The sequence below is a fragment of the Methanoculleus methanifontis genome (assembly GCF_030464365.1).
Lineage (GTDB): Archaea > Halobacteriota > Methanomicrobia > Methanomicrobiales > Methanoculleaceae > Methanoculleus > Methanoculleus methanifontis.
Genome location: NZ_VCYI01000011.1, coordinates 71446 through 96665 on the forward strand (window position 1 = coordinate 71446; position 25220 = coordinate 96665).

Annotated in this window: 21 protein-coding genes; 13 read left to right on the forward strand and 8 right to left on the reverse strand. The window is 61.8% G+C overall.

Annotated elements, in window-relative coordinates:
• Nucleotides 1-86: 86 nt before the first annotated feature.
• Nucleotides 87-2135, reverse strand: coding sequence for an acetate--CoA ligase family protein (locus FGW20_RS09190; protein ID WP_301677792.1), 2049 nt, complete (start codon nt 2133-2135; stop codon nt 87-89).
• A 292-nt stretch (nt 2136-2427) separates the two neighbouring features.
• Between FGW20_RS09190 and FGW20_RS09195 the strand changes: the two genes are divergently transcribed.
• The 5 genes from FGW20_RS09195 (at nt 2428) to FGW20_RS09215 (ending at nt 7297) form a co-directional block, all read left to right on the forward strand.
• On the forward strand, nt 2428-3582 hold the full coding sequence (locus tag FGW20_RS09195; RefSeq protein WP_301677793.1) for an iron ABC transporter substrate-binding protein: 1155 nt from the start codon (nt 2428-2430) through the stop codon (nt 3580-3582).
• A gap of 257 nt (nt 3583-3839) precedes the next feature.
• On the forward strand, nt 3840-4994 hold the full coding sequence (locus FGW20_RS09200; protein WP_301677794.1) for an iron ABC transporter substrate-binding protein: 1155 nt from the start codon (nt 3840-3842) through the stop codon (nt 4992-4994).
• A gap of 27 nt (nt 4995-5021) precedes the next feature.
• Nucleotides 5022-6134 carry a FecCD family ABC transporter permease gene (locus FGW20_RS09205; RefSeq protein WP_301677795.1) on the forward strand — a complete coding sequence of 371 codons (1113 nt, stop codon included), beginning with the start codon at nt 5022-5024 and terminating at the stop codon, nt 6132-6134.
• Nucleotides 6131-6898, forward strand: a complete 768-nt coding sequence (locus FGW20_RS09210) for an ABC transporter ATP-binding protein (RefSeq protein ID WP_301677796.1) — start codon at nt 6131-6133, stop codon at nt 6896-6898. Before FGW20_RS09205 ends, FGW20_RS09210 begins: the two co-directional genes overlap by 4 nt.
• 69 nt (nt 6899-6967) lie before the next feature.
• Complete coding sequence (locus FGW20_RS09215; protein WP_301677797.1) at nt 6968-7297, forward strand: DUF1622 domain-containing protein; 330 nt, start codon at nt 6968-6970, stop codon at nt 7295-7297.
• A 12-nt stretch (nt 7298-7309) separates the two neighbouring features.
• On the opposite strand, the gene FGW20_RS09220 is transcribed toward FGW20_RS09215, so the two are convergent.
• Nucleotides 7310-7741 carry a bis(5'-nucleosyl)-tetraphosphatase gene (locus FGW20_RS09220; RefSeq protein WP_301677798.1) on the reverse strand — a complete coding sequence of 144 codons (432 nt, stop codon included), beginning with the start codon at nt 7739-7741 and terminating at the stop codon, nt 7310-7312.
• Nucleotides 7742-7749: 8 nt separating this feature from the next.
• Entirely contained in the window at nt 7750-8367 is a 618-nt protein-coding gene (gene udg / locus FGW20_RS09225) for a type-4 uracil-DNA glycosylase (protein WP_301677799.1), read from the reverse strand.
• 341 nt (nt 8368-8708) lie between these two features.
• Here udg and FGW20_RS09230 point away from each other — a divergent pair, with 341 nt between their 5' ends.
• From FGW20_RS09230 to FGW20_RS09260, 7 genes are all read left to right on the forward strand, one after another.
• Nucleotides 8709-9398 carry a hypothetical protein gene (locus FGW20_RS09230; RefSeq protein WP_301677800.1) on the forward strand — a complete coding sequence of 230 codons (690 nt, stop codon included), beginning with the start codon at nt 8709-8711 and terminating at the stop codon, nt 9396-9398.
• Between the two features lie 322 nt (nt 9399-9720).
• A complete protein-coding gene (locus tag FGW20_RS09235) occupies nt 9721-10353 on the forward strand; it encodes a hypothetical protein (protein WP_301677801.1) in 633 nt (210 codons plus the stop codon).
• A 60-nt stretch (nt 10354-10413) separates the two neighbouring features.
• Nucleotides 10414-11106: a hypothetical protein gene (locus FGW20_RS09240; RefSeq protein WP_301677802.1), complete on the forward strand. Its 693-nt coding sequence runs from the start codon at nt 10414-10416 to the stop codon at nt 11104-11106.
• 88 nt (nt 11107-11194) lie between these two features.
• Nucleotides 11195-11782, forward strand: coding sequence for a hypothetical protein (locus FGW20_RS09245; protein ID WP_011845170.1), 588 nt, complete (start codon nt 11195-11197; stop codon nt 11780-11782).
• A complete protein-coding gene (locus FGW20_RS09250) occupies nt 11779-12372 on the forward strand; it encodes a hypothetical protein (protein WP_011845171.1) in 594 nt (197 codons plus the stop codon). The genes FGW20_RS09245 and FGW20_RS09250 overlap by 4 nt, the downstream gene beginning before the upstream one ends.
• 669 nt (nt 12373-13041) lie before the next feature.
• Nucleotides 13042-14568, forward strand: coding sequence for a lysine--tRNA ligase (lysS, locus tag FGW20_RS09255; RefSeq protein WP_301677803.1), 1527 nt, complete (start codon nt 13042-13044; stop codon nt 14566-14568).
• A 19-nt stretch (nt 14569-14587) separates the two neighbouring features.
• Entirely contained in the window at nt 14588-14782 is a 195-nt protein-coding gene (locus tag FGW20_RS09260; RefSeq protein WP_048063861.1) for a YwbE family protein, read from the forward strand.
• A gap of 2 nt (nt 14783-14784) precedes the next feature.
• Here the strand turns inward: FGW20_RS09260 and FGW20_RS09265 are convergent, their stop codons facing one another.
• The 5 genes from FGW20_RS09265 to FGW20_RS09285 form a co-directional block, all read right to left on the reverse strand.
• Complete coding sequence (locus FGW20_RS09265) at nt 14785-16662, reverse strand: HAMP domain-containing sensor histidine kinase (RefSeq protein ID WP_301677804.1); 1878 nt, start codon at nt 16660-16662, stop codon at nt 14785-14787.
• A 134-nt stretch (nt 16663-16796) separates the two neighbouring features.
• Complete coding sequence (locus tag FGW20_RS09270; protein WP_301677805.1) at nt 16797-18683, reverse strand: sensor histidine kinase; 1887 nt, start codon at nt 18681-18683, stop codon at nt 16797-16799.
• Nucleotides 18680-20569 (reverse strand): sensor histidine kinase, encoded by a 1890-nt coding sequence (locus FGW20_RS09275; protein ID WP_301677806.1) that lies wholly within the window; start codon nt 20567-20569, stop codon nt 18680-18682. The genes FGW20_RS09270 and FGW20_RS09275 overlap by 4 nt, the downstream gene beginning before the upstream one ends.
• A gap of 326 nt (nt 20570-20895) precedes the next feature.
• On the reverse strand, nt 20896-22566 hold the full coding sequence (thsA, locus tag FGW20_RS09280; RefSeq protein ID WP_301677807.1) for a thermosome subunit alpha: 1671 nt from the start codon (nt 22564-22566) through the stop codon (nt 20896-20898).
• Between the two features lie 57 nt (nt 22567-22623).
• Nucleotides 22624-23538, reverse strand: coding sequence for a transcriptional regulator (locus FGW20_RS09285; protein WP_301677808.1), 915 nt, complete (start codon nt 23536-23538; stop codon nt 22624-22626).
• Nucleotides 23539-23585: 47 nt separating this feature from the next.
• Here FGW20_RS09285 and FGW20_RS09290 point away from each other — a divergent pair, with 47 nt between their 5' ends.
• Complete coding sequence (locus FGW20_RS09290) at nt 23586-24869, forward strand: tRNA(Ile)(2)-agmatinylcytidine synthase (RefSeq protein ID WP_301677809.1); 1284 nt, start codon at nt 23586-23588, stop codon at nt 24867-24869.
• Nucleotides 24870-25220: the final 351 nt, after the last annotated feature.

Sequence of the window (25220 nt, forward strand, 5' to 3'; positions counted from 1 at the left end):
GATACGGGACATTTATATAAAAGGTTTCCGGGAGATACGAAGAGATGAAGGCCGCTGTCCAGCCGGTGTGCGGGAGTGAAAAACTCTCACTCCTGCCGGACGGCCCTGACCTCGAGGATGCTGCCCACCGCTTTGAACGCATCCTCAAGCTCCTCGAAGTTCGGGATCCGGGACCCCCGGAGAATGCGCAGTCCGCTCCTGATGCTGTCGCCGCCGAGCATGCAGCCCACCACCATCTTCTCTGTGTTCCGGGACAACCGGACAATCTCGTTTGCGACGTGCGCCGGATCGACGACCGTGGTCGGCACGGCGATCACGAACGCGATGTCCCAGAAGTCCTGGTGGCGTATCAGCACGTCGAAGAGGGCGGCGAACCGGGTAGCGTCGGCGTCCCCGAGGATGTCCATGGGGTTTGCGTGGTTCCAGAACGGCGGGAGAAATGCGTTGAGTTCGCGGAGCACGTCGTCGGGGAGGTCGACCATATTGACCCCGTAGGCCTCGGCGTAGTCGGAGGCGAGGACAGCGAATCCTCCCGCACTGGTGACGGCGATCGCACGGTTCCGCTGCGGGTAGCCCTCGGAGGCCAGGAGTTCCGCGAGGTTGAACGCGTCCCGCAGGCTCCGGGCCGGAATCACCCCCGCCGCACGGAGGGCCGCGACGTAGACGTCGTAACTCCCGGCAAGCGATCCGGTGTGGGACGACGCCGCGGCCTTGCCCTTCCGGGACGAACCGGACTTCACCGCCACCACCGGCTTTCTTCTGGCGACTTCGCCGACGATCTCCATAAATTCGCGCCCGTCCTGGATCTCCTCGATGTAGAGGGTGACCGACCGGGTCATGGTGTCCTGCTCGGCGAACCGGAGAAAGTGCTCGAACCCGAGATCCGCCTGGTTGCCGACGCTGATGACGGTCGAGAACCCGAACTCTTCAGGGAGGCTCCAGTCGACGACGGTAGTGATGATCGCACCGCTCTGGGAGATGAAGGCGACATCTCCCGCTCTCGGCGAGACGGGATCGAACGTGGCGTTGATCCCCATGTGAGGCATCATGATCCCGAGACAGTTCGGGCCGATGATCCGGATCCCGTGTCTTCGGGCGATCGCCGTGACCTTCTCTTCGAGCGCTGTGCCTTCCCCGCCGATCTCGCGGAACCCGGCGGTGACGATGACCGCGAGACGGACACCTTTCTCCCCGCACTCCTCCATCACCTCCGGGACGATGCGGGCGGGCACGGCGACGATCGCCCAGTCGACCGGGCCCGGGATGTCCAGAACGGATGAGTAGGTCTTTCTCCCGAAGAGTTCCGTTCGGGACGGGTTGACCGGGTAGAGGCTGCCGGAGAACGAGAGCAGGTTCCGGAGCACCGAGTAACCCACCTTGTTCGGGCTTGCAGAAGCGCCGATCACGGCGATGGATTCCGGATAGAAGATGTCCGGAGGCGCCCGGACGCTGAGCCGGGCGGCCGTGCCTCCGGTGGTATCCCCGACGATGATCCGCGCATCGACGACGCTTACTCCCTTCTCGTAGACGATCACCGGGTTCAGGTCGAACTCCCGGATCCGGGGGTCTTCGATGAAGGTTTGCGCCATCGCGGCGATGACGCGGACGAGCGTCTCCTCGTCCTTCGGGGCCTCTCCCCGGTATCCCTGGATGAGCCGGTAACCCTCTATCTCGCGGATCATGGCGCGGATCTCGTCCTCGGTCACGGGCAGCACCCGGATGGAGACGTCCTCCAGGAGCTCCACGAGTTTCCCCCCGAGACCGAACGTGATCACCTTCCCAAACGACGGATCGGTCTTTCCACCGATCAGCACCTCGAGCCCCGCGGACATCTGTTTTTCGACGATGATGCCGGTGACCGTCGCTTCCGGGGCACGGGCAGCGGCGTTCTGTATTATTGTCCGGAACGCCTCTTCTGCCTCTCCAGGAGTCTCGATTTCGGTGATGACCCCGCCGACGTCGCTTTTATGGATGATTTCGGGGGAGATGACCTTCATGACGACGGGGTAGCCGATCCGCCCGGCGGCCGCCCGTGCATCGGAGGCGCTGGTGGCGAGGTGGTGAGGGGGCACCGGTATCCCGCACGATTCGAGCAGGCGGTACCCCTCAGATTCAGTTAACATCCTCTCCGGCATGTGCATTCCTCACGATACGCCGATCCTGTCGGGATGCATGACCGGCATCCCATTGCATGGGTAGGTCGGGTCTTCCATAATAAGTATCCGTCCCGGGAGAGCGAGACGGGGTTTCACCGGAGAATACGGCAGAAGAGGCACTTTGGCACGAGGGTGACTGCCAACCGGATCCGGTGCCGCAAACTCACCGGGATCCGCGACCAACTATTCTGATCAATTGCAAAATTGTTCCCACCCAATAAACTGAATTTAGAAAGACATAATAATAGGTGCTACGATAATCCCCGATCGTATGCACATCACACGATACACCGGATTGCTCACGACCGCAGTGCTTGCGGCCCTCGTTTTTGCCATGCTTGCCACCGGATGCACCGGCACCGGAACCGTCCAGGGCGGCGCCACCGAGACCGACACGGTCACCGATGGGTTCGGCCGGGCGGTCGCCGTCCCCTCGCCGCCCGAGAGCGTCGTCTGTTCGGGCTCAGGGTGCCTGCGCTACCTCGTCTACCTCCAGAACCAGGACCTCGCCGTCGGCGTCGACGACATCGAGAAAGATGGACGGGAGATTGAAGGCCGCCCTTACGCCCTTGCTTACGGGGCGCAGTTCAAAGACCTCCCCCTGATCGGCGAGTTCCGCGGCAAGGACGACCCGGAGAAGATCCTCGGAATCGGCCCCGCGGTCATCTTCAAGACCGGCTCCACCGGAACGGCATACGGCACCAGTGCCGCCGAGGCCGACAAACTTCAGGAGAAGACCGGGATCCCGGTCGTGGCCTTCCCTTACGGATCGCTCAGGAACGACGCCGAGCAGGCCGAGATGTATACCGGGCTCCGCACGATGGGCGAGGTTCTCGGGAAACAGGAGCGTGCTGAAGAGGTGATCGCCTACATCGAGGCGACGATCGCCGACCTTGAAGCCCGGACCGCCGACATCCCCGAGAGCGAACAGAAGACAGTCTACATCGGCGGCGTCTCCTCGGCGGGCGCTCACGGTATCATATCCACAGAGCCCGCTTACCCCCCCTTTGCCTGGGTCAACGCAAAGAACGCCGCGACCGGACTCGGCACGGCCCACGCCGACGTCGCGAAAGAGGCGCTCGTCGACTGGAACCCCGGGTACATCTTCATCGACGTTGGCACGATCCAGATGGAGAGCGACGGGGCGATCGGGGAACTGAAGTCCGATCCCGCACTCCAGGGCCTCTCCGCCGCGAAGGAAGGCCGCGTTTACGGTGTCCTCCCGTACAACTTCTACAGTACGAACTATGAGACAGTTCTCGCCGACGCCTACTTCATCGGCAAGACCCTCTACCCCGACCGGTTCGCCGACATCGACCCCGAAGAGAAAGCGGACGAGATCTACACCTTCTTCATCGGGAAACCGGTCTTTTCCGACCTGAACAGTCAGTACAGGAACCTTGGATTCGCAGAGATTCCGCTGTAACCAGGGGGCAGGGCGACGGGGGTGGGAGAGAATCGTGCATGCAGCAGGTAGGAACCCACTCCTTCTCCCTTCCCGACCGGAACCCAGGCATGGGATCACGCTCCGGGCATGCGAACAGGAGGAGTCTGCCAAACCCGGGAGAGCTGCCTCGATTCGGCCGATCACCGCTGCAGGTATTACGAATCCGAATTGAGTCACACTCGATAGAGGGTATTTCGATAACTATAATAAACAGTGTTACTATTACTGGTATTAGTATGCCCCCGTTCCGATACAGAAGGGCCCTCACGGCCGCGGTGTTTGCAGCCCTCGTTCTTGCCATGCTCGGTGCCGGGTGCACCGGCACCGGGACCGTCCAGGGCGGCACCGGCGAGACCGACACGATCACCGACGGGTTCGGCCGGACGGTTGCCGTCCCGTCGCCCCCGGAGAGCGTCGTCTGCTCGGGTTCCGGGTGCCTCCGCTACCTCGTCTACCTGCAGAGCCAGGAACTCGCCGTAGGCGTCGACGACCAGGAGAAGAAGAATCAACCCATGGAAGGCCGTCCGTACGCCCTCGCTTACGGGGCACAGTTCAAGGACCTCCCCCTGATCGGCGAGTTCCGCGGCAAGGACGACCCCGAGAAGATCCTCGGGATCGGCCCCGCAGTCATCTTCAAGACCGGCTCCACCGGAACGGCGTACAGCACCAGCGGCCCCGAGGCCGACAAACTCGAGGCAAGGACCGGGATCCCTGTCGTGGCGTTCCCCTACGGCTCGCTCAGAAACGACGCCGAGAAGGCCGAGATGTATGCCGGGCTCCGCACGATGGGCGAGGTCCTCAGAAAAAAGGACCGGGCCGAAGAGGTGATCGCCTACATCGAGGCGACGATCGCCGACCTCGAAGCCCGGACCGCCGACATCCCTGATGCCGAACAGAAGATGGTCTACATCGGCGGCGTCTCCTCGGCGGGCGCTCACGGTATCATATCCACAGAGCCCGCTTACCCCCCCTTTGCCTGGGTCAATGCAAAGAACGTCGCGACCGGACTCGGCACGGCCCACGCCGACGTCGCGAAAGAGGCGCTCGTCGACTGGGATCCTGAGTATATCTTCGTCGACCTCGGGACGACCCAGCTCGAGAACGACGGCGCAATCGGGGAACTGAAGACCGACCCCGCGCTCCAGGGGCTCTCCGCCGCGAAGGAAGGCCGCGTTTACGGTGTCCTCCCGTACAACTTCTACAGTGTGAACTACGAGACCATCCTTGCCGACGCCTACTTCATCGGCAAGACCCTCTACCCCGACCGGTTCGCCGACATCGATCCGGAGGAGAAAGCGAACGAGATCTACACCTTCTTCGTCGGAAAGCCGGTCTTTGACGAGCACAACAACGAGTACCGGAACCTCGGCTTTCAGGAGAACCCGCTCTGATGCCGGACTCTGATAGGAGATAACGAGATGCACTTCGAAGACGGGGCAATCCCCACCGACTACATGGGCTACGTGCGGCAAAAGCACCTCTGGATACTCGGGGGCGTGGTCATCCTCTTCCTCCTCCTGATCGTATCCATATCGGTCGGTGCGGTAAGCATCCCCCCGTACGAGGTCTTCCTCTCCATCGTGAACGGTATCGTCGACCGGATACACCTGCTGCTCAACCCCGGCACCGTCCTCAACCCCACCAGCACCGACCGGATCGTCTGGAACATCCGTCTCCCGCAGGCGCTCGCCGCGATCGTCGCCGGGATCGGGCTCTCGGTGGCCGGGGTCGCCATGCAGTCGATCCTCCGAAACCCGCTCGGCTCGCCGTTCACGCTCGGCATCTCGAACGCCGGCGCGTTCGGGGCGGCCGTCTCGGTGATCGTCCTCGGCACCGGCCAGATGCAGTCGACGATCGCCGACGCCGTCGTCCTCAACAATCCCTACGTAACGACGCTGGTGGCGTTCATCTTCTGTCTCCTTGCGACGGCCGTGATCCTGCTCATATCCCGGATACGCGGGGCTTCCCCCGAGGTGATGGTGCTCGCCGGCGTCGCCCTCTCCTCGCTCTTCACGGCGGGGACGATGTTTCTCCAGTACTTCGCCGACGACACGCAGCTCGCCGCCGTCGTCTTCTGGACGTTCGGCGACGTCGGCCGGGCCAGCTGGCAAGAACTCGGGATCATGGCCTTCGTGACGGTAGCGGCCTCGCTCTACTTCATCGCGAACCGCTGGAACTACAACGCGATCGACGCCGGCGACGAGACCGCGAAAGGCCTCGGCGTCAGCGTCGAGGCGATCCGGGATATCGGGATGGTCGTCGCGGCACTCGTCTCCGCCGTGATCGTCTCGTTCCTGGGGGTCATCGGCTTTGTGGGGCTTGTCTGCCCGCACATGGTGAGAAGGCTCATCGGCGACGACCAGCGCTTCCTGATCCCGGGCTCCTGCGTGATGGGCGGGATCCTCCTCCTCGCCTCGGACACGGTCGCCCGGGTCATCGTGGCCCCCTACATTCTCCCGGTCGCCGTTCTCACGGCATTCCTGGGCGCACCGGTCTTCATCTACCTGCTGTTACGGGGGTACCGGCGATGATCCTCGACGTCGACGGCGTGGCGTTCAATTACCGGAGCGCTTCGGTCATCCGGGATATCACGTTCGAACTCTCGCCCCACCAGGTTCTCGCGATCCTGGGCCCGAACGGTGTCGGGAAGACGACGCTTTTGAAGTGCATGAACGCGATCCTGCGGCCGAAGTCCGGATCCGTCCTCATCGAGGGGGCCGATCTCCTCACGGCAGACAGGATGGAGATCGCCCGGAAGGTCGGCTACGTTCCGCAACGATGCGAGGCAGGCCGGGTGACCGTCTTCGACGCCGTCCTCCTCGGCCGCCGGCCGCATATCGGGTGGGACATGACGGATAAGGATATCCGGATCGTCGAGGCGGCGATCCGGATGCTCCACCTCGAAGACCTGGCGTTGCGCTACATCGACGAGATGAGCGGCGGAGAACTGCAGAAAGTGAGTATCGCGAGAGCCCTCGTGCAGGAGCCCCGGGTGCTGCTCCTCGACGAGCCGACGAGCAGCCTCGATCTCAGAAACCAGCTCGAGATCCTCGGGATCGTCCGGCGCGTGACGACGGAACACGACGTTGCCGCGGTGATGACGATGCACGACCTGAACATGGCGCTCCGCTACGCCGACCGGTTCATTCTCTTAAAAGACGGCGTCATCCACGCTGCAGGGGGGCCTGACGTGGTGACGCCGGAGATCATCGAAGCGGTCTACGGTGTTCCGGTGACAGTCGAACGCTACAACGGGTTCCGCTTCGTCGTGCCCCTGGACCCGGAGACCGCCTGAGAGCCCGCGAAGCCTTCCGAGGGAACATATAAGTCCACCGTCGCCGATACGCCCGGCGGGGGGCATATAGTGCTCGAGACATTTGTTGGGATCACCGGGATGGTTCTTGGGGTGTTCGGAGCGCTCTTCATCGTCTACGGGGCGACGATCGCGATCGCCGAACTCCTGGCGCGCGAGATGCGCATCCGAAAGCTGAGTTACCGCGACATCCGATGGGTCTTCACGACGCGCATCCTGATCGGTCTGGAGTTCTTCGTTGCCGCAGACGTTATCAAGACCATCCTCGAACCGACGTTCCAGGACCTGATCATCCTCGGGTCGGTCGTCACGATCAGGACGGTCGTGAGTTACTTCCTCGGGAAAGAGGTGAGCGAACTCCCGGAGGCACGAAAAACGTAGCGATAGGCGGGCTCACGCGCTCTCCGGGTTCCGGCGCACCTTCAGGTGCTCGTGCGCCCCCTCGACGACCCGTCTTGAGTTCCCGAAGGTGATCGTCTGCAGCGCCTCGTTGTAGGAGAGCCACCGGTAGTCGATATGCTCGTCCGAGATCGTCACCTCCTCCTCCGGCGTCTCGATCAGGTAGTAGACGACCTCCTTGTAGACCGTATGTGCCTGACGCTGGAAGAAGTAGTGAACCTCCTCGCGGAACCCGGGAACGAACTCCGCGCGGGTGATCCCGGTCTCCTCCTCAAGTTCGCGAAGCACCGTCTCTTCCTCGCTCTCGCCGCGTATGCCGTGTCCCTTCACCAGATCCCAGTGACCGGCCCCATACTGCAGGATGAGATACTGGAGATCCGCATCCCGCCGGACGACAACCGCCCCGCATGATCGCTCTTTTGCCATAATTTTCTTCAATCCTGTGTCGTGAAATCCCCGGCCGCCGCGAGTTCACGCCCGATTATCCCGAAATCCTCTTCCAGGGCCTCCCGGTATCGTGGGTTGTAGAGCGCGGCGGCAGGGTGGAGGGTGGGGATGAGGCGGACCGGGTGGTCGAAGAGGAGGCCGGGGTAGACAGTACCCTGGATCTCCGTGATCCGGTTGAACTCGACCGGCAGGAACGAGAGGATATACCTGCTCGAGTGCCGGCCCAGCATCACGATCACCTTCGGCCTGATGATCCGGATCTGCTCCTCAAGATACGGGGTGCAGGCCCGGATCTCCTCCTCGCGCGGGTCGCGGTTCCCGGGCGGCCGATGCTTGACGATGTTTGCGATAAAGACGTCGTCACGGGTCAGATCGATCCCGGAAAGGAGGCCTTCGAGGAGTTTTCCCGCCCGGCCGACAAACGGTTTCCCGGTAAGGTCTTCCTGTTTTCCCGGCGCTTCGCCGATGAACATGAGATCGGCCCGGGGGTTCCCTTCTCCCGGCACCGCGTGGTGGGTATCCTTCCAGAGGGGGCATTTCCGGCATTCGCCGATGACGGCGGCAAGGTTCTCTATCGCCGCCTCTCTCCCCGCATCCTCTACCATGCCCACACTATTGAGGATAACTCGTATAACCTTCTTATGCATTTTGATTTGGGGCCGGACTTTTTCTTGCCCGCGACAGACCGGCCTGCGAGGAGGGGGGAGGGGGTGGCGGTCGTTCGGCTACGGATCTCACCAGACGGCGCGGCACTGTTTTCGTGCATATAGAGGCCGGTCTTTCGGGAAAAAAATACGGCACGGGCTCAACGTGTAGATGATTGTCACAGAAAAGGGATATAGAAGAACGTTGAGCTCTCCAGCGTGGATACCGGAACCGGTATCCCGATATGCGCGGGACCCCCCCATCCCCGGTTGGCGCCCCGAACGACGGACGGATGATCTGCATGAGGTTCCTTCAAAATGATAGAACCAGCAGGGTCGCACTCGTTCTCCTCCTAATAGCCGTCGGTGCTTTCGGCGCCCTTTTGCTCCTCGATCTTCTCACGATCGGTCCCGGGCATCCTCCCCCCGGGGCCCTGCAAAAATGGTATATCCCCCGGCCCGGGTATGGGTATGCGGAAAACGGGTCGGTCGTCGTGAACAGAACAATCGAGGGGGATATCGTCTTGTCAGGCGATATCGAAGAAGGATGCCCACCCCCGTTTCCGGATCTCTCCCCGTACTGCAGCCACGCTGTGTATCTCGACACCGGGTCGGGCGACCGGTATCTGGTCGTCAACTGGTACTTCGATGATGACGCAGATCTCGCGCGGGCGGAAGGGAACCTCTGCAGTTACCTTCGGTCGTCCGGGAACGTTGCCTCCGCCGGGTTGATCCTCCCGGGAGAAACGGGTAGATCGCCGGACGCACCGATCGTTAGCCCCATCACCGTGACGAAATACGAGAGCGAAACATCGTCCGGCTACTTCGGCGTCGTTGAAAAGCCGCTATCCCCGGAACACGACGATTATTTCATCGTTTACTACGGGGTCTATGGGCCGGCCGTTCTCCCCGATCACACCGCTGCACTGGAGGAACTTATGCTCCGGAGTTCCTCGCTCCGGGGCGCAAGATCGCTCGCGTCCTGTACGTGAGCGGCAGGGATGTGATCGAGCACGGCACCACCAGGCCGGAGAGCCGTCATACAAGCCGGGGAACGAACCGGAACTGTGACACACTACCATGCCGGCGCGGTCTCAATTCCCAGCCTGTTACGGTAGATTTCAGGTAAGGATTCTACCCGGCAGTCTCAACGTGTAGACGCGTGACACAGAAATCGTTTATAGAGGAACGCCGAGTCTCAATCATGACGTACAGCCTCCGGCAGCCGTCCCCGTCCGGTTCGGGTACTACCGGCGGGCGGAGACCGGCCAGAACCCCTCACGGGCACGACTCCATACCCGTGGAGAGAGCCGGATGAGACAGAAACCCGTTCTCCTTGTTGTGCTGCTGCTCCTGGCGCTCGGGGCCGGGTGTACCAGCACACCGGAAAACGCCACCCCCGCACCGGTCCTCCACTACGAGCAGGGAAACACCTCGATCCCCATCAACGTCTCCGAGATCCCGGTGAGAACGTTCGATGTCAACGCAACAGAGGTGATCGAGATCGTCCTCGCCGACCAGCGGGCCGGGATTCTGCTTGAGGGCGGGTGGAACATCACCTCGATCCGGACGGGCTTTGAAGAGGAGGACCCGAACCGGGAGCACATCGACGCAGAGTTCAGGAACGATGAACTTTCGCTGTCGTTCTTCATCGAAGTGGACGAACGGGAGGAACGTGCCACGAGGGGGCGCTGTAGCCCCATGGTCTGGGGGGGACGCCCCTGGCCCGATTCCAAAGGGCCCCGGCCTGAAGACTACTACCAGTCGAGACCACCGCTCACGGACCGGTTCTCTGTCGTTGATTGTCAGAACGAGCGGATAGTGATGGTCTACAACGAAACGACGATCTTCTACCTCTACCCGTCATACGGGGATGCGAATGTATGGGATCCTGATCGAAGCGAAACCGGCGCACCCCAACCATCTCATACGGGCAGAACGGCATAAAAGCGTAGGAAAACGCGATCAGAAGAACTGCGGATAAAACTACCGTAGGAGGAAAACAAGATGGACAGAAATACAGGAAGGCGCCCCCCCTGCTTCGGGCTATGTTACCGGCAGACGCAAGCCATACCTCTCCTTTCCCTTGTGCTGCTGCTCCTGGCGTTCGGGGCCGGGTGTACCGACTCCCCGGAGACGAACACAACGGAAAACGTTACCTCTCCCCCGGTCCTCCACTACGAGCGAGGGGATGTCTCGATCCCCATCAACGTCTCCGAGATTCCGGTGAGGGGTTTCGACGCCAACGCAACAGAGGTGATCGAGATCCTCCTCGCCGACCAGCGAGCCGGGGCCCTGCTTGAAAACGGGTGGAAGATCGCTTCAATCAGGACGAACTTTGAGGGGGTCTACTCGGTCGACCCGGCCAGGACGTATGTCGACGTTGAGTTCCGGGGCGATGAACAGTCACCGTCGTTCTTCATTGAAGTGGACGAACAGGAGGGGCACACGGGAAGAGGTTTCTGCAACGTCCCACGCTGGCGCGGGGGGCCGTTTGCAGGTCCACGTCCCGAGGACTACCACAAAGACGAGGCGGTGAGAGATGGCACAAACTGGTGGTATGTTTACGATCACCACAACGACAGGGTGGCAATGGTCTATAATGGAACGACGATCATCTACCTCTACCCATCGTACGGGACACAGTGGTACGAAACCGTAGGGAAAACAGGCGACACGCGCCATCTGGGGGCATTGTAATGTTCCGGAATGGACAGAGGGGCGCGACAATCATCTATCTCTACCCCTCATACGGGAGAGAGTGGTATGAAAGCGTGGAGGCGTCAGGATGAAGCGAATCTTCATTCTCTCCCTTGCGCTGCTGCTCCTGGCGTTCGGGGCCGGATGCATCGGCTCCCCGGAGATGAATGCAACGGAGAACGTCACCCCCGCCCCGGTCCTCCACTACGAGCAGGGGGATGTCTCGATCCCGATCAACACTTCCGAGATCCCGGTGAGAAGGTTTGATGTCAACGTCACGGAGGTGATCGAGATCGTTCTTGCCGACCAGCGGGCCGGGGCTCTGCTTGAGGGCGGGTGGAAGATCGCCTCGGTCCGGACAGGCTTTGATTACGACTTGAGGACGCATGTCGACGTAGAGTTCCGAAGCGACGAGCCGTCACCGTCGTTCTTCATTGAAGTGGACGAACAGGAGGGGCAGACCGGCTGGGGACGCTGCAACGTCCCACGCTGGCTTGGGGGGCCGTTTGCAGGCCCCTATCCTGAAGACTACCACCAGAACCGGACATTCTACCACACCTATGTCTTCGATCACCACAACGATCGGGTGACGATGGTCTACAACGATACGACGATCTTCTACCTCTACCCCTCATACGGGAGAGAGTGGTATGAAAGGGTGGAGGTGTCAGGATGAAGCAGGTCTTCATTCTCTCCCTTGTGCTGCTGCTTCTGGCGTTCGGGGCCGGTTGCATCGACTTTCCGGAGACGAACACCACGAAAACTGCCGCGTCGACCCCGATCCTTCACTACGAGCGGGGGAACATCTTAATCCCGATCAATACTTCCGAGATCCCGGTGAGAACGTTCGATGTCAACGCGACAGAGGTGATCGAGATCGTCCTTGCCGACCCGCGGGCCGGGATTCTGCTTGAGGGGGGCTGGAAGATCACTTCGATCCGGACGGGCTTTGAGGAGGAGGACCCGAACCGGGAGCACATCGATGTGGAGTTCCGGAGCGACGAACTGTCACTATCGTTCTTCATCGAAGTGGACGAACGGGAGAGGCAGACCGGCAGAGGGCGCTGCAGCGCCACGATCTGGAGGGGACACCCATGGACATCGGACCCCTTCCCTGAAGAGGAGGACTATCACCAGGCGGTAAATCCATACATGGGCCTGTTTGTGGTCGTCGATCATCACAACGAGAGGGTGATGATGGCCTATGACGATAAGACGATCTTCTACCTCTATCCCTCATACGGGGATGTGACTGAATGGGAGTGACCGAAGCAGAACCGGCGCCCCTCTCCCCTCTCTCATGGAACAGGGTGATGTGAAAGCGTAGGGGAGGGCGATCCGGGAAAATGCAGGTTGTCGGAACGATCATGAAACCACCATAGGAGGGAAGCAAAATGAACCAAAAAGCGGGAAGGCAGGCGCAAGCCGTACCTGCAACCGGCGGGAGCAATTACGTGAAGCAGATCGCCATTCTCTCCCTTGCGCTGCTGCTCCTGGGCGCGCTGTCTCTCCTGCACGGATCTGGCCCTGCGGCCAGTCGCACTACGCTCCTCCCACCAGATGGTGCTCAAACTCCGGCCGCTCGTAGTCGCACCTCTGGTGCTCTTGCTCCGCTCCTGCGGAGCATCGCACTCCACCCCCGCCCGTCGTTCGTCGCCACTCGCGCCTTACGGTGCTTCGGCTCCTGCTCGAAGACGCTTCCGCGTCTTCTCAAGCTCCTGCCGTTCCGGCAGTCGCACCCTTCGGCCAGTCGACCACTCGCACCTGCGGTGCTCGGGCTCCGCTCCTCACGGAGCGTCGCCAATTTAATACCCCCAGAGATGAACACTATATAGAATTTCCCGGCGACTTCACCGCCCGGTCTCGCCGGAGCGGCGCCTGACCCGGATTTCCGGCCGGGTTCCGGGCTGCAGGAAGAATGGAGCGATTTACACAATGAGCGATATGGATCACACCTGTTTTGACACGGCAAAGATCGATAAGTTACAGGAACTGCGCGAGCGCGGGGTGACGGTCTACCCCTACACCTTCGACCGCAGGGATACCGTCGAGGAGATCAAGGAGCGGTTCTCCACGATCGAGCACGATAAGAGCGAGGAGGAGGTCAGCACCGCGGGGCGGGTCTACGTCGTCCGCCAGCACGGCAAGACGATCTTCGCGGACGTCGGGGACTCGACCGGCAGGATCCAGCTGTATCTGCGCAAGAACGACCTCGGGGAGGAGCAGTTCGACCTCTTCAAGCAGTACGTCGACGCCGGCGACATCATCGGCGTCGTCGGCCACGTCTTCCGGACGAAGATGGGCGAGATCACGATCTGGGTCGACCGGTTCGAGCTCCTCACGAAATCGGTCTGCCCGCTCCCCGAGAAGTTCCACGGGCTCAAGAACGTCGAGACTCGCTACCGGCAGCGTTACCTCGACCTGATCATGAACGAGGAGAGCCGCGAGACCTTCCGGGCGCGGAGCAGGATCATCTCCCTCCTGCGGCAGTTCCTCTTCGAGCGCGACTACCTGGAGTTCGAGACGCCCACCCTGCAGCCGATCTACGGCGGTGCGAACGCCCGGCCGTTCACCACCCACCACAACGCCCTCGACCAGAAACTCTACCTCCGGATCGCGCCGGAACTCTACCTCAAGCGTCTGGTCGTCGGCGGGTTCGATAAGGTCTTCGAGATCGCGAAGAACTTCAGGAACGAAGATATCGACACCAACCACAACCCTGAGTTCACGATGGTGGAGGTCTACGAAGCCTACCACGACTACAACGACATGATGAACCTCACCGAGGAGATCCTCGGGCATCTCGCGGAGCGGGTGCTCGGGACGACCACCTGCTCGTTTGCCGGGCACGATCTCGACTTCTCCCGGCCCTGGCGCCGCCTCACGATGGAGGAGGCGGTGCGGGAGTACGCCGGGATTGACTTCCCGGCCATGAGCCTCGAAGAACTCCACGCCTTCGGCCTCGAGCACTGCGTCGAGGGCTGCGAGAGCGCCGCGACCCGGGGCGAGTACCTGGTGCTCTTCTTCGAGCACTTCGGCGAGAAGCACCTCATCCAGCCGACATTCATCTACGACTTCCCGATCGAGAACTCGCCGCTCGCAAAGAAGCACCGCTCAAAAGAAGGGCTGACGGAGCGGTTCGAGCTCTTCATCGCCGGGATGGAGATGGCGAACGGCTTCTCGGAGTTAAACGACCCCCTCGACCAGAAAGCCCGGCTCGAACAGCAGGACGCGAAACGCCGGAAGGGCGACCTCGAGGCGCAGATGATCGACTACGACTTCATCAACGCGCTCGGCTACGGGATGCCTCCGACGGGCGGCGTCGGGATCGGGATCGACCGGCTGGTGATGCTCCTCACCGGCAAGGACTCGATCAAGGAGGTCCTCCTCTTCCCGCAGATGAAGACCGCCGTCCCCGGGCAGAACGGGGACAAAGCGGAAGAAGGCGATGGGGAAGAGTGATCGCCCCTCAATTTTTGTCATGAACGGACGGAACAGGGCCGCCATCAAACCCGGGATGACGGTGGATATCGTGCTCAAACGCGACCAGCGGACGGGGAAGCGCACCCGGGGCGTCGTCGCCGAGATCCTGACGAACTCATCGTTTCATCCCCACGGGATCAAGGTCCGGCTCCGCGACGGGCAGGTCGGGCGGGTGCAGGAGATCGTCGAGTAAGGTCAGGCGGCTTTGCGGAGGGTGAACCGGACGGCCGCCCCCTCTTCCGGCCGCCCTTCCACCCGGTCGTCCGCCCATATCCTCCCGCCGTAGCGCGTAATAAGCATCCGGCAGATATAGAGGCCGAGCCCCAGACCGCTCTTTTCGCCTTCCCCGGCGCCGAAACGGGTGAAGAGGTATGGTTTCTTCTCGTCGGGGATACCCGGCCCGGTGTCCTCGACCGAGACCAACACGTCTCCGCCGTGCTCCTCGACCCGGATGGCGATCTCGACCGCGGGCCCGCCGAACTTCACCGCGTTGCCGATGAGGTTCGTGAAGACCTCGGAGAGGAGATCGTCGGCGAGCACCCGGGCGGTTGTCCCCGCGTAGGTGATCCGCACATCGGGAAAGTGCTCGATCTCCGCCCGGATAACGGGATCGAGAGCAACCGGGCCGAGGACGGCAGCCTCTTCCCGGATCTGCCTGATGGTGTTGACGTTTCTGATGATCTCGACACTCTTTTTGAGGCTTTTCTGCACCTTTTCAGTATAATTCCGCTGCTCGCCCTCGAGTTCTTCCGTGAGGAGGTCGGTATAGAGTGTGGCGGTGCTGATGGTATTTTTGATATCGTGCGTCATGATGTCCAGGTAAAGGTTCGCCCGCTCGGTCGACTCCTGCAGTTCCACCGTGCGCGCCTCGACCTGCTCTTCCAGGCGCCCGCTGTACTCACGGATCGTCTCCTCCGAATCCCGGAGGCGGCTTATGGCATCTTTGAGGTTCGCGACCATCGTGTTGATGCTCCGCTCGAGTTTCATCACCTCGCGTGTTGCCGAGAGCCGGACGGTGTGGTCGAGGTTTCCCTGCGCGATAACGTCGACGTCATCGATGATCTCCTCGAGGGGGCGCGTGAGGCGGCGCGCTACAAGGAAGATGACCGCGCTCGAGAGAACGATTGCAAGGATTGCAACGACGGCGCGGGAGTAGAGCAACTGGTCGAGCTGGCTCTGTATGAGTCCCGTATCATAGGTCAGTTCGACGACGACGCTCGGGTCGGACGGGTAATCCGGGTCTTTCAGGTCGATGAAGAGATACTGGATCCGCCTTCCGTGCTCATCCTGCACCGCGTAATCAGTTCTGCCGGGGATGATCGTCCCGGTGATGAGAGCCCGTGTTCGGGCATCGGCGGGATCGCCGCCCGCCTCGACGGGGTTGCCGAAGATATCGTATACGCGGATCGAATCGAGATACGGGTTCATGGCAACGAACTCCTGCGTGCTCTCCTGCGAGCGCAGACGGTTCCGCTCCTCCATGAACGCATCCGGCGCGAGCCCGAGTTCGAGAAGGTAGCGGTGATCCGGCGTGGGCATATACGCATACTTCCGGACCTGCCCGGTTGCGGGCTCGTACACCACGCGGTCGGGGGAGAACTCGTCTCCAAGACGCATCCGGGTGAGCTCGTCATAAAAACCCGGGACGTTCCTGAAATCGAGGCCTCGATCGGGAGGATAGGTGGTGTACTCGATAACCCCCGATGAGTTGATGATATACAGATCCATATCTCCCCCGAGCTCGTCTTTGAGCGCCGGGAGGTTCATCTGCGACGGATCCCCTCCCGCCCGCTCATACTCCTCAAGAAAGAGCAAAAACCCCCTCTGCAACCGCAGGTTGAGGGAATCGTCAAAGAGCTTGAGGCCGGTATCCACATCCACGATCGATTCTCTGACGCTCTTTTCGGTGACGTCCTGCAGTGTCCCGAGATCCGAGGTCATCCTCTCTTCCGCCAGGATGTAGTCGTGGACCGCGAGGAGGCCGATGGTGGTGATGACGATGAGAAGGATAGCTACGATAAGGAGAGATACAAACGGCCAGTCTCTCGGGTTGGGTATGCGATCGCTCTTCATAGGTCTCAGCCGTGCAGAGGGTGCATCGGAGCGGTAACCAGTAGACATCCCCTCCACTAAACCTTTCGCGATCGGGGTAGAACCTTCGGGCGGAGCAGAATGGTCAGGAGAGGGGGGCAGGCTGCGAACGAACGCTACTCTTTCTGCGCCTTCCAGAGAGTAAACCGGACGGCCGTCCCTTCCTCCGGGCGGCCCTCCACCCGGTCGTCCGCCCATATCCTCCCGCCGTAGCGCGTAATAAGCATCCGGCAGATATAGAGGCCGAGACCCAGGCCGGCAAGCGATCCGCTCCCCTTCTGGAAACGGCGGAAGAGTTCGCTCTTCACCGCATCGGGGATACCCGGCCCGGTATCCTCGACCGAGACCAGTATCTCCTTCCCGCGCTCTTCGACCCGGACGGCGATCTCGACCGCGGGCCCGCCGAACTTCGCCGCGTTGCCGATGAGGTTCGCAAAGACTTCGGAGAGCAGGTCGTCGGCGAGGACTGCAACCGGGCACCCCTCATACCGGATCCGGATCGCGGGATGGTTCGCCATCTCCGTGCGGATCACCCGGTCGAGATCCACCCGCGTCAACGCGTTCCCGCTCTCCAGGGCTTCCCGGAGGGTGGCGACGCACCCGATGATCGCGGAACTCTGTTCGAGCCGGGAGAGCATCTTCTCGGCCATCTCCCGCCGTTCCCCTTCGAGCGCATCGACGAGGAACCGGGTATACCCGATAGCGACGGTGTTTGCGTTGTTGATGTCGTGGACCATGATGTCCAGAAAAAGGGTTGCCGCCCGGTTCGACTCCTCGAGGTCGGCGGTCCGTTCCCGGACCAGGTCTTCAAGCCGGGTGCTGTAACCCCGTGCCGTCTCCTCCGAAGCGCGGAGGCGCCGGATGTTCTCCTTAAGAGCGTCGACCATGGCACCGATGCTCTCCTCGAGACGGGTGAACTCCGCTCCCGCGGATACCCGGATAGAGTGATCGAGATCCCCCCGGGCTATGGTGTTGACATCGTCGACGAGCTCCCGTACCGGGCGGGTGATCTGCCGCGCGACCGGAACCGCGATGCAGCAGGCAGCGAGACTTGCGAAGAGCGCGAAGAGAGCGTGAGTGAAAAGCATCTGTGTGAGCCGGGCGTCGAGAAGGGCGGTATTGTAGGTCAGTTCGACGACCCGGCTCGTATCCGAGGGGCAGTCCGACGTGGAGAGGTCGACAAGGATGTACCGGACGATCCGTCCAGCGGTCGGATCCGTTATTGTCCGGTCCCGTTTCTCCTCATATACCGCCCGGGCAACGAAATCGATGGCGGCGGGATCTGCCGGGCTCTCCGACTCGGTCGTGTTGACAGGTCTCCCGTAACAGTCGAAGACCCGGATATCTTCCAGAGCGGGGTTCAACTGCATCAGGTTGTCTTTAAGAGCCCGGTATTCCAGATCAAACCGGTCGGCTTCGACGGAACTGCAGATGAACCCGAGTTCGAAGAGGTAGCGATGATCCGGAGCGGGCATGTAGGCGTACTTCCGCAACCGCCCGCTCGCCGGCTCCGCCACGATCCGATCGGCCACGAAAGCGTCATCGAGCCGGATCTCCGTGATTTGGTTATAGAACGGCGGGATCTCGCGGAAATCAAGGCCAAGATCCGGGATATAGGTCGTGTACTCGATGACGCCCGATGCATTGATGACATAGACATCCATCTCCTCCCCGAGTTGCTCTTTGATGCGGGCGAGATCCATCTCCCCGGGATCCCCTCCCGCCCGCTCGTACTCGGCCAGCACCGGGATGAACGCCTCCTGCATCCGGTGGTCGAGCGTGCAGTCGAAGAGGTTCAGGCCCGCATCCACAATGTGTATCGATTGGATGACGCTCCTCTCCGTCTGTTCCCGGAACCGAACCTCCTCGGCGATCAGGGCTTCCTCGACCTGACGGTAGTCCATGACCGAGATCAGCCCGATCACCGGGAGCGTGATCAGGATCATGACGAGCACCAGGTGCGTGCTGAATCGAAGCGATTTCCTCCCTCCGGCCGCCGTCACGGGTCACCCTCCTCTCCGGCCTTGCGGAGCGTAAACCGGATGGCGGTGCCGCACTCCGGGCGGCCCTCCACCCGGTCGTCCGCCCATATCTTCCCGCCGTAGCGTTCGAGGAGCATCCGGGAGATGTAGAGACCAAGCCCCGTCCCCGCCGTGCCGTGGGTTCCCCGAACCAGCCGTTCGAAGAGCCGGACCTTTACCGCGTCCGGGATGCCCGGACCGGTATCCTCGACCGAGACCAGTATCTCCTCCCCGCTGTCTTCGACCCGGACGGCGATCTCAACCGCCGGGCCACCGTGCTTCGCCGCGTTGCCGATGAGGTTCGCAAAAACCTCGGAGAGGAGGTCGTCCGCGAGGACGGTGGCCGTGGTGCCTGCGTGGGTTACCGGGGCGGAAGAACGCTCGATCTCGGCCCTGATAACGGTGTCAAGGTCAATAGGGCAGAGCGAGGGCGCACCTCCCTGAACCCGCTGGATGGTGTTGACGTTCTTGACGATCTCAATGCTCTTCGTCAGCCCTTTTCTCGCCTTCCCGAGCAGTTCGGCCTCGGGCTCTCCCTTGAGTTCGGCGTGGAGAAGGTCGGCATAGAGGTTTGCGACATTGTTCGCGTTGTTGATGTCGTGCCCCATGATGTCCAGGTAGAGGGTCGCCATCCGGCTGGACTCCTCAAGGGCGGCCGTCCGTTCCCGAACCTGTTCTTCGAGAACATGGCTGTGCCGGACGATCTCCTCCTCCGACTTCCGGATCTTCTGGATAGTCTCCTTTAAGGATCCAACCATAGCCGAGACGCTCTTTGCAAGGTGTACGAACTCCGCATCCCCGCTCACCCGTATGGGGCGCTCCAGATCGCCGCGGGCGATGGCATCGACGTCCTCGACGAGGACACGGATCGGCCGCGTCAGGTGGTGCGCAGCGAGGGCAGAAAAACAGCCGATGCAGAAGAACGCAATGAGCAGGACGGTCGCGTGCCGGCCGAGCATCCCGGCGAGTTCCGCCTCCGCCCTCCTCACGGTATAGGTCAGTTCGACGACCAGGCTCATGTCCGATGCGTAACCGAGGTCCGCCATATCGACGAAGACGTAGCGCGTCAGTTCGACGGCAGTGGCGTTCTCCACCTCGATCATGCCCTTCTCCCGGTAAGCCTTGCGGACGATCTCCAGCCGCCGGCCGTCATCGGGATGCGCCTCGCCGACGAACATCTCCCCCAGGCAGTCGAAGATCCGGATCTCGGCAACGTCCGGGTTTTCGTCCACAAGTTCCCTGACGGCTTCCCGGTACTTCAGCGCCGTGCGGTACTCCCGGAACTCAGAATCCGCAAGGCCGAGTTCGAAGAGGTAGCGGTGATCCGGGGAGGGCATGTAGGCGTACTTCCGGAGTTCCCCGGACGGGATCCCGGAGACGACCCTGTCGGCAGCAAACGCGCCGCCGAGCCGGATGTCCGTGATCCGACCGTAAAAGTCCGGCATCTGCCTGAAGTCAAGGCCAAGATCGGGAGGGTGGGTGGTATAGACGATGACGCCGTCTTCATCGATGATATAGAGGTCCATCCTGCCCCCGAGTTCCTCCTTGACCCGCAAGAGATCCATCTCTCCCGGATCCCTTCCCGCTCGCTCGTACTCGGCGATAAACAGGGCGAACCCTTCCTCCATCTCCCGGCTCAATGTCCTGTCGAAGAGTTTCAACCCCGCGTCCACCAGGTTCACCGCGAGGACGATGCCGGACTCGGTCTGGTTCCGGGACGCTTCGGCATTCGCCTCCAGTTCCTGTCTGACCGCCGCTGAATCAACGAACGAGAGGAGGCAGACAACAGGGAACGTCGCGAGTAGAATTGCAAGCAAAAGATAGAGCATGAGCGGAAGCGACGGCCGCACGGGACTCTTCGCCGTCATTTACGTATACACTCCGCTCCTCATGCGATACCTCCGGGGGGCAGGTTTCTATTCCTCAAAGAGGGGTATATCTGCAACTATATAGTCTGAACGATTTTGACGCGGAAGAGAGAATCAGAACTGATCATTTTGCCGTGAAATTCCGGCGGGGAAGGAGTGTCGCGCTGCAGTCCGCGGTGCATGGATTGAAAGCCGATAGACCTCCAGAGGAACAGATCTCAAGCACCGGGAGGTGCGAGTTGCAACCTAAACCGGTGGGAAACAGAAAAAGAGAATGCTGGGGCCGGATCGCGGCCCCGGACGTATCGTGGGACGGTACGGTGATCTTACATCGGGGGCATGCCCATGCCACCCATGCCGCCCATGCCGCCCATGCCGCCGCCCATGGCAGCCATCTCCTCAGGAGAGGGGCCACCGGACTTGGATGCAGCAATGACGTCGTCGATCCGGAGGATCATGACTGCGGCCTCGGCGGCGCTTGCGATTGCCTGGGTCTTCACCCGTAGGGGCTCGACGACGCCGGTTTCGAGCATGTCGCCGGAGACGGCGTTGAAGACGTCAAGGCCCATGTACTTCGCGTTCGCCCCGCCCTTCTCGTGGGAGGCGCGCAGCGCAACGAGCATGTCGATCGGGTCGAGACCCGCGTTCTCGGCAAGCGTCCTCGGGATGATCTCGAGCGCGTTTGCGAACGCCTCAATGGCGAGCTGGGCGCGGCCGCCGACGGTTGCCGCGTACTCGCGGAGCCGGAGGGAGAGCTCGATCTCGGGCGCACCGCCGCCGGCGACGAACTTCTTGTCCTCGACGGCAACACTGACGACCCGGAGCGCGTCCTCGATGGCGCGGTCGAGTTCGTCGACGACGTGTTCGGTGCCGCCGCGGATGACGATCGAGACGGCCTTGGGGTTCTCGCACTCGGTGACGAAGGTCATCTCTTCGCCGGAGACCTTCCTCTCCTCGACGGTGCCTGCCTTACCGAGTTCCTCAGGGGCGATGGCGTCGATGGAACTGACGACTGGCGCACCGGTAGCGCGGGCGAGTTTCTCCATGTCGCTCTTCTTGACACGGCGGATGGCAAAGATGCCGGCCTTCGCAAGGTAGTGCTGGGCGATGTCATCGATGCCCTTCTGGCAGAAGAGGACGTTTGCACCGCTGGAAACGATCTTGTCGACGATGCCCTTGATCATCCGTTCCTCTTCATCGAGGAACATCTGGAGCTGGTCGGGGCTCGTGATGCTGATCTCGGCGTCGACCTCGGTCTTCTTGAACTCGACGGCGGCGTTCAGGAGCAGGATCTTCGCGTCCTTGACGGCACGGGGCATTGCCGGGTGCACGCGCTCCTTGTCGATGATCATGCCCTCGATGATCTCTGAGTCATCGGTGGACCCGCCGACCTTCTTCTCGACCTTCACGAACTCGGTGTCGACGTTGCCGTCGGCATCGGCGACCATCGTGATCGCCTTGACGACGAGCTCGGTGAGTTTCTCCTTTGCAGCCTCAGCGCCCTTGCCGGTCATGGCGGTGTCGGCAATCTTCCTGAGCATCACCATATCGTCGGGCTTGACGTCGACGGCGATCTCATCGAGGATGTCCTGCGCCTTCTCGGCGGCCATGCGGTAGCCGTGGGCGATGACCGTGGGGTGCACGTCCTGCTCGAGGAGATCCTCGGCACGCTTCAGGAGTTCGCCCGCGATCACCACGGCGGTCGTGGTACCGTCGCCGACCTCGTCGTCCTGGGTCTTAGCGATCTCGACCATCATCTTCGCGGCGGGGTGCTCGATATCCATCTCTTTCAAGATGGTCACACCGTCGTTTGTGATGACGACGTCGCCGATGGTGTCGACGAGCATCTTGTCCATGCCTTTGGGTCCAAGCGTTGTCCTTACAGCGCTTGCCACGGCTTTTGCGGCTGCGATATTGCCCGACTGTGCGTCACGACCGCGGGTACGCTGGCTACCCTCTTTTAGAATCAGGATTGGTTGTCCTCCAAGACTTGACATAGGTATCACCGTTGTTAAGCGATAGAAAGGTAGGTTTGTGGTTCTATATATAGTTTTTCACTCGTTTATCATATCTATGAGTTCCGAGCCATCTTCGAGGGAGTGGAGATGCTCTTCTCCGATAAGAAGCGTTTTGCCGATCTTTTTCTGCTTTTTGTAATCGGTGACAACGCACATCGCAAACGTCTTCGTGATCTGCGATATGTTGCCGATGAGCGAAGCGCGCTTCACGACCTTCTGGGACGTGCCGTACGCCGTCAGGATTGTGTGCTTATCAAAGAGTGCCAGCGCCTGGAACGGGGCCTGCCGCATCGCGTGGATCTCCATCCCCATGCGTTCGAGGTCGACCAGAACGTCACCGGACGTGGATTCGGCAGGCTTCTCGGGCTCGGGAGTGCAGTAACCGATGAGATCGATCGTCTCGACGAGCGGGGCGTTGAAGAACTCCTCGAGCCTGATGGCGACATCGAGCGTGGTGCCCATCCCGCCCTCGTACTTGCTGATCGTCCGGCGAGAGACCCCAAGGTGTGACGCAAGGTCTCCAAGTGACATCCGGGAGCGCTCCCGCACCTCCCGCAGGAGGTCGCCTTTTATCTTCACGTAGAGGCCGCCGGGGGAGGCGTAGACCATCGGCGAGAGCCCTTCCACGAAGTAGTCGTAGAGTGTCTCGGGGCTGAGGGCAAAGAGCCCGTAACGGATGTAGACGACACCGCGCTCGAGATCCGTATCGCGTGCCCGCTCCCCGACGATGAGGGGGGTGGCCTCCAGGTGCCTGGCGATCAGGTTGAGATCCCAGGCGATGTCGGCGCTCACGCTGTCGATATGAGAGGCGACTTTGATGATGACGAGGTTGCCGCCTTTCTTCGCGATAAGGTCGAAACTCCGCGGACGGATGTTGCACCGCTCCGAGACATCGAAGTCGCTAAGGAGCATGATGCTGATGATCATCTGGGGGAGGCGATCCTGCGACATAACCCGTAAGAATCGATATACCCGGAGAAGATATAAACTAGAGGGTTATGTGGATCGGGATCGACGATACGGACTCGCCTGGCGGGATGTGCACCACATATATAGGAGCGGTCCTGGCACGGCGGCTCGCGGAGGAGGGGCTGCGCATCGTCGGCGCCCGCCTGGTCAGGCTGAACCCAAACGTCATCCATAAAACCCGGGGGAACGCGGCGATCGCCATCGAGGCCGACGGCGATCCGGAGACGGGCTTCACGCTCGCCACCGTTTGCGTCGAGGAACTCGCGGAGTTTGACGACCCAAAGACCAACCCCGGTGTGGTGGTGGCGAGCGTCCGCCCGCCGCCGGACTTCTACTACGCGGCGCTCCGGGACTACTGCACCGTGGACGAGGCCGTCACGGTGCTCGAGGCGGCCGGAGCCCTGTACCGGGGTTACAAGAACCGGCGCGGGCTCATCGGCGCAACGGCGGCGATTTCAAGCGACCTTCTCGACCTGACCTACGAACTGCTCGCCTACCGGAAGCGCCCGGCGTGGGGGACACACCGGCAGGTGGATGCGGCGAGCCTCTTTCGCGCCGAGGAGGAGACCTACCCCCACACCTGGGACACGGTCGACCGGGAGAACGCCGTAGTGGTCGGGGTGCCCCACACCCCCGACCCCGTCCTCTTCGGCATCCGGGGGGAGAGCCCGGCATGGGTCCGGGAGGCGCGATCGTATGTCCGCTCGGAGGAGCCGGCCTGCGAACAGGTCTACACCACCAACCAGGGGACCGACGCTCACCTGATACCGGGATCGATCGCAACGCTCCGGGAGGGGCGGTCGTACCTGGTGCGGGGCACGGTCGCGGAGATCGCGGTCACCGGACCCGGCGGCCACGTCTCGTTTCTCCTCACCGACTGCGGGGCTGAGGTTCGCTGCATGGCCTACGAACCGACCAAGGGGTTCCGGGACGCCGTGAGGGCGCTCGTCCCGGGCGACGTGGTGGCCGCGGCCGGGAGTTACAAGGGAGGGAGCCTGAATCTTGAGAAACTCGGGGTTGCCCGCCTCGCCGACGCGATCCGGATCCGCCCGCCGGTCTGCCCGGCATGTGGAAAGAGGATGACAAGCGCCGGAACCGGTAAAGGCTACAAGTGCAGGGTTTGCAGCGAGCGCAGCCGCGAGCCCGAGGTCGAGCGGATCGAGCGGCACCTCGAGTCCAGGTGGTACGAGGTGCCCCCCACCGCCCGCCGGCACCTCGCACGGCCGCTGGTGCGCGGCGTCCCGGTGTGGGAAGAGAACGTGCTTCAATCCGGTTGGGAGTGCGATCCGCCCTCCGGCACGTCAATCAAATAAACTTTACAAAAAAAGATTTATAACATTTGTGCGTTAACTTACTCCCTGGTGATCCCGTGCCGACTATCTGCGGCGAAAGTATGCCTGCCCCGGCCTCCCCGCCCGCGACGGTGCCATCCCTGGCAGACGGGGTTCTGCGGCAGGCTGTACGACATCGCGGCCGAGTATGCACGGAGCGAAGACGAAGGTAGCCTTCCGGGCGCCTTTCCGTTTCCGGCCCGAAAGTCCGCTCTCGAGAGAGATGGTCCGGGTATACCGGACCCCGACACGGCGGGACGAGTGGGATCATCCCGTGTCGAATAACCAGTCATCCCCTGTCTGGCAGCGGGGGCCCAACTACCGGGCTCCCGC

Bases quoted from the DNA above. Each gene is read 5' to 3' on its own strand.
- FGW20_RS09250 (WP_011845171.1), top strand. From the start codon at position 11,779: ATGAAGCAGGTCTTCATTCTCTCCCTTGTGCTGCTGCTTCTGGCGTTC.
- FGW20_RS09290 (WP_301677809.1), top strand. From the start codon at position 23,586: ATGTGGATCGGGATCGACGATACGGACTCGCCTGGCGGGATGTGCACC.
- FGW20_RS09240 (WP_301677802.1), top strand. From the start codon at position 10,414: ATGGACAGAAATACAGGAAGGCGCCCCCCCTGCTTCGGGCTATGTTAC.
- FGW20_RS09230 (WP_301677800.1), top strand. From the start codon at position 8,709: ATGAGGTTCCTTCAAAATGATAGAACCAGCAGGGTCGCACTCGTTCTC.
- FGW20_RS09200 (WP_301677794.1), top strand. From the start codon at position 3,840: ATGCCCCCGTTCCGATACAGAAGGGCCCTCACGGCCGCGGTGTTTGCA.
- FGW20_RS09195 (WP_301677793.1), top strand. From the start codon at position 2,428: ATGCACATCACACGATACACCGGATTGCTCACGACCGCAGTGCTTGCG.
- thsA (WP_301677807.1), bottom strand. From the start codon at position 22,566: ATGTCAAGTCTTGGAGGACAACCAATCCTGATTCTAAAAGAGGGTAGC.
- FGW20_RS09205 (WP_301677795.1), top strand. From the start codon at position 5,022: ATGCACTTCGAAGACGGGGCAATCCCCACCGACTACATGGGCTACGTG.
- udg (WP_301677799.1), bottom strand. From the start codon at position 8,367: ATGGTAGAGGATGCGGGGAGAGAGGCGGCGATAGAGAACCTTGCCGCC.
- FGW20_RS09190 (WP_301677792.1), bottom strand. From the start codon at position 2,135: ATGCCGGAGAGGATGTTAACTGAATCTGAGGGGTACCGCCTGCTCGAA.
- FGW20_RS09260 (WP_048063861.1), top strand. From the start codon at position 14,588: ATGAACGGACGGAACAGGGCCGCCATCAAACCCGGGATGACGGTGGAT.
- FGW20_RS09220 (WP_301677798.1), bottom strand. From the start codon at position 7,741: ATGGCAAAAGAGCGATCATGCGGGGCGGTTGTCGTCCGGCGGGATGCG.
- FGW20_RS09210 (WP_301677796.1), top strand. From the start codon at position 6,131: ATGATCCTCGACGTCGACGGCGTGGCGTTCAATTACCGGAGCGCTTCG.
- FGW20_RS09235 (WP_301677801.1), top strand. From the start codon at position 9,721: ATGAGACAGAAACCCGTTCTCCTTGTTGTGCTGCTGCTCCTGGCGCTC.
- FGW20_RS09285 (WP_301677808.1), bottom strand. From the start codon at position 23,538: ATGTCGCAGGATCGCCTCCCCCAGATGATCATCAGCATCATGCTCCTT.
- FGW20_RS09265 (WP_301677804.1), bottom strand. From the start codon at position 16,662: ATGAAGAGCGATCGCATACCCAACCCGAGAGACTGGCCGTTTGTATCT.
- FGW20_RS09275 (WP_301677806.1), bottom strand. From the start codon at position 20,569: ATGACGGCGAAGAGTCCCGTGCGGCCGTCGCTTCCGCTCATGCTCTAT.
- lysS (WP_301677803.1), top strand. From the start codon at position 13,042: ATGAGCGATATGGATCACACCTGTTTTGACACGGCAAAGATCGATAAG.
- FGW20_RS09245 (WP_011845170.1), top strand. From the start codon at position 11,195: ATGAAGCGAATCTTCATTCTCTCCCTTGCGCTGCTGCTCCTGGCGTTC.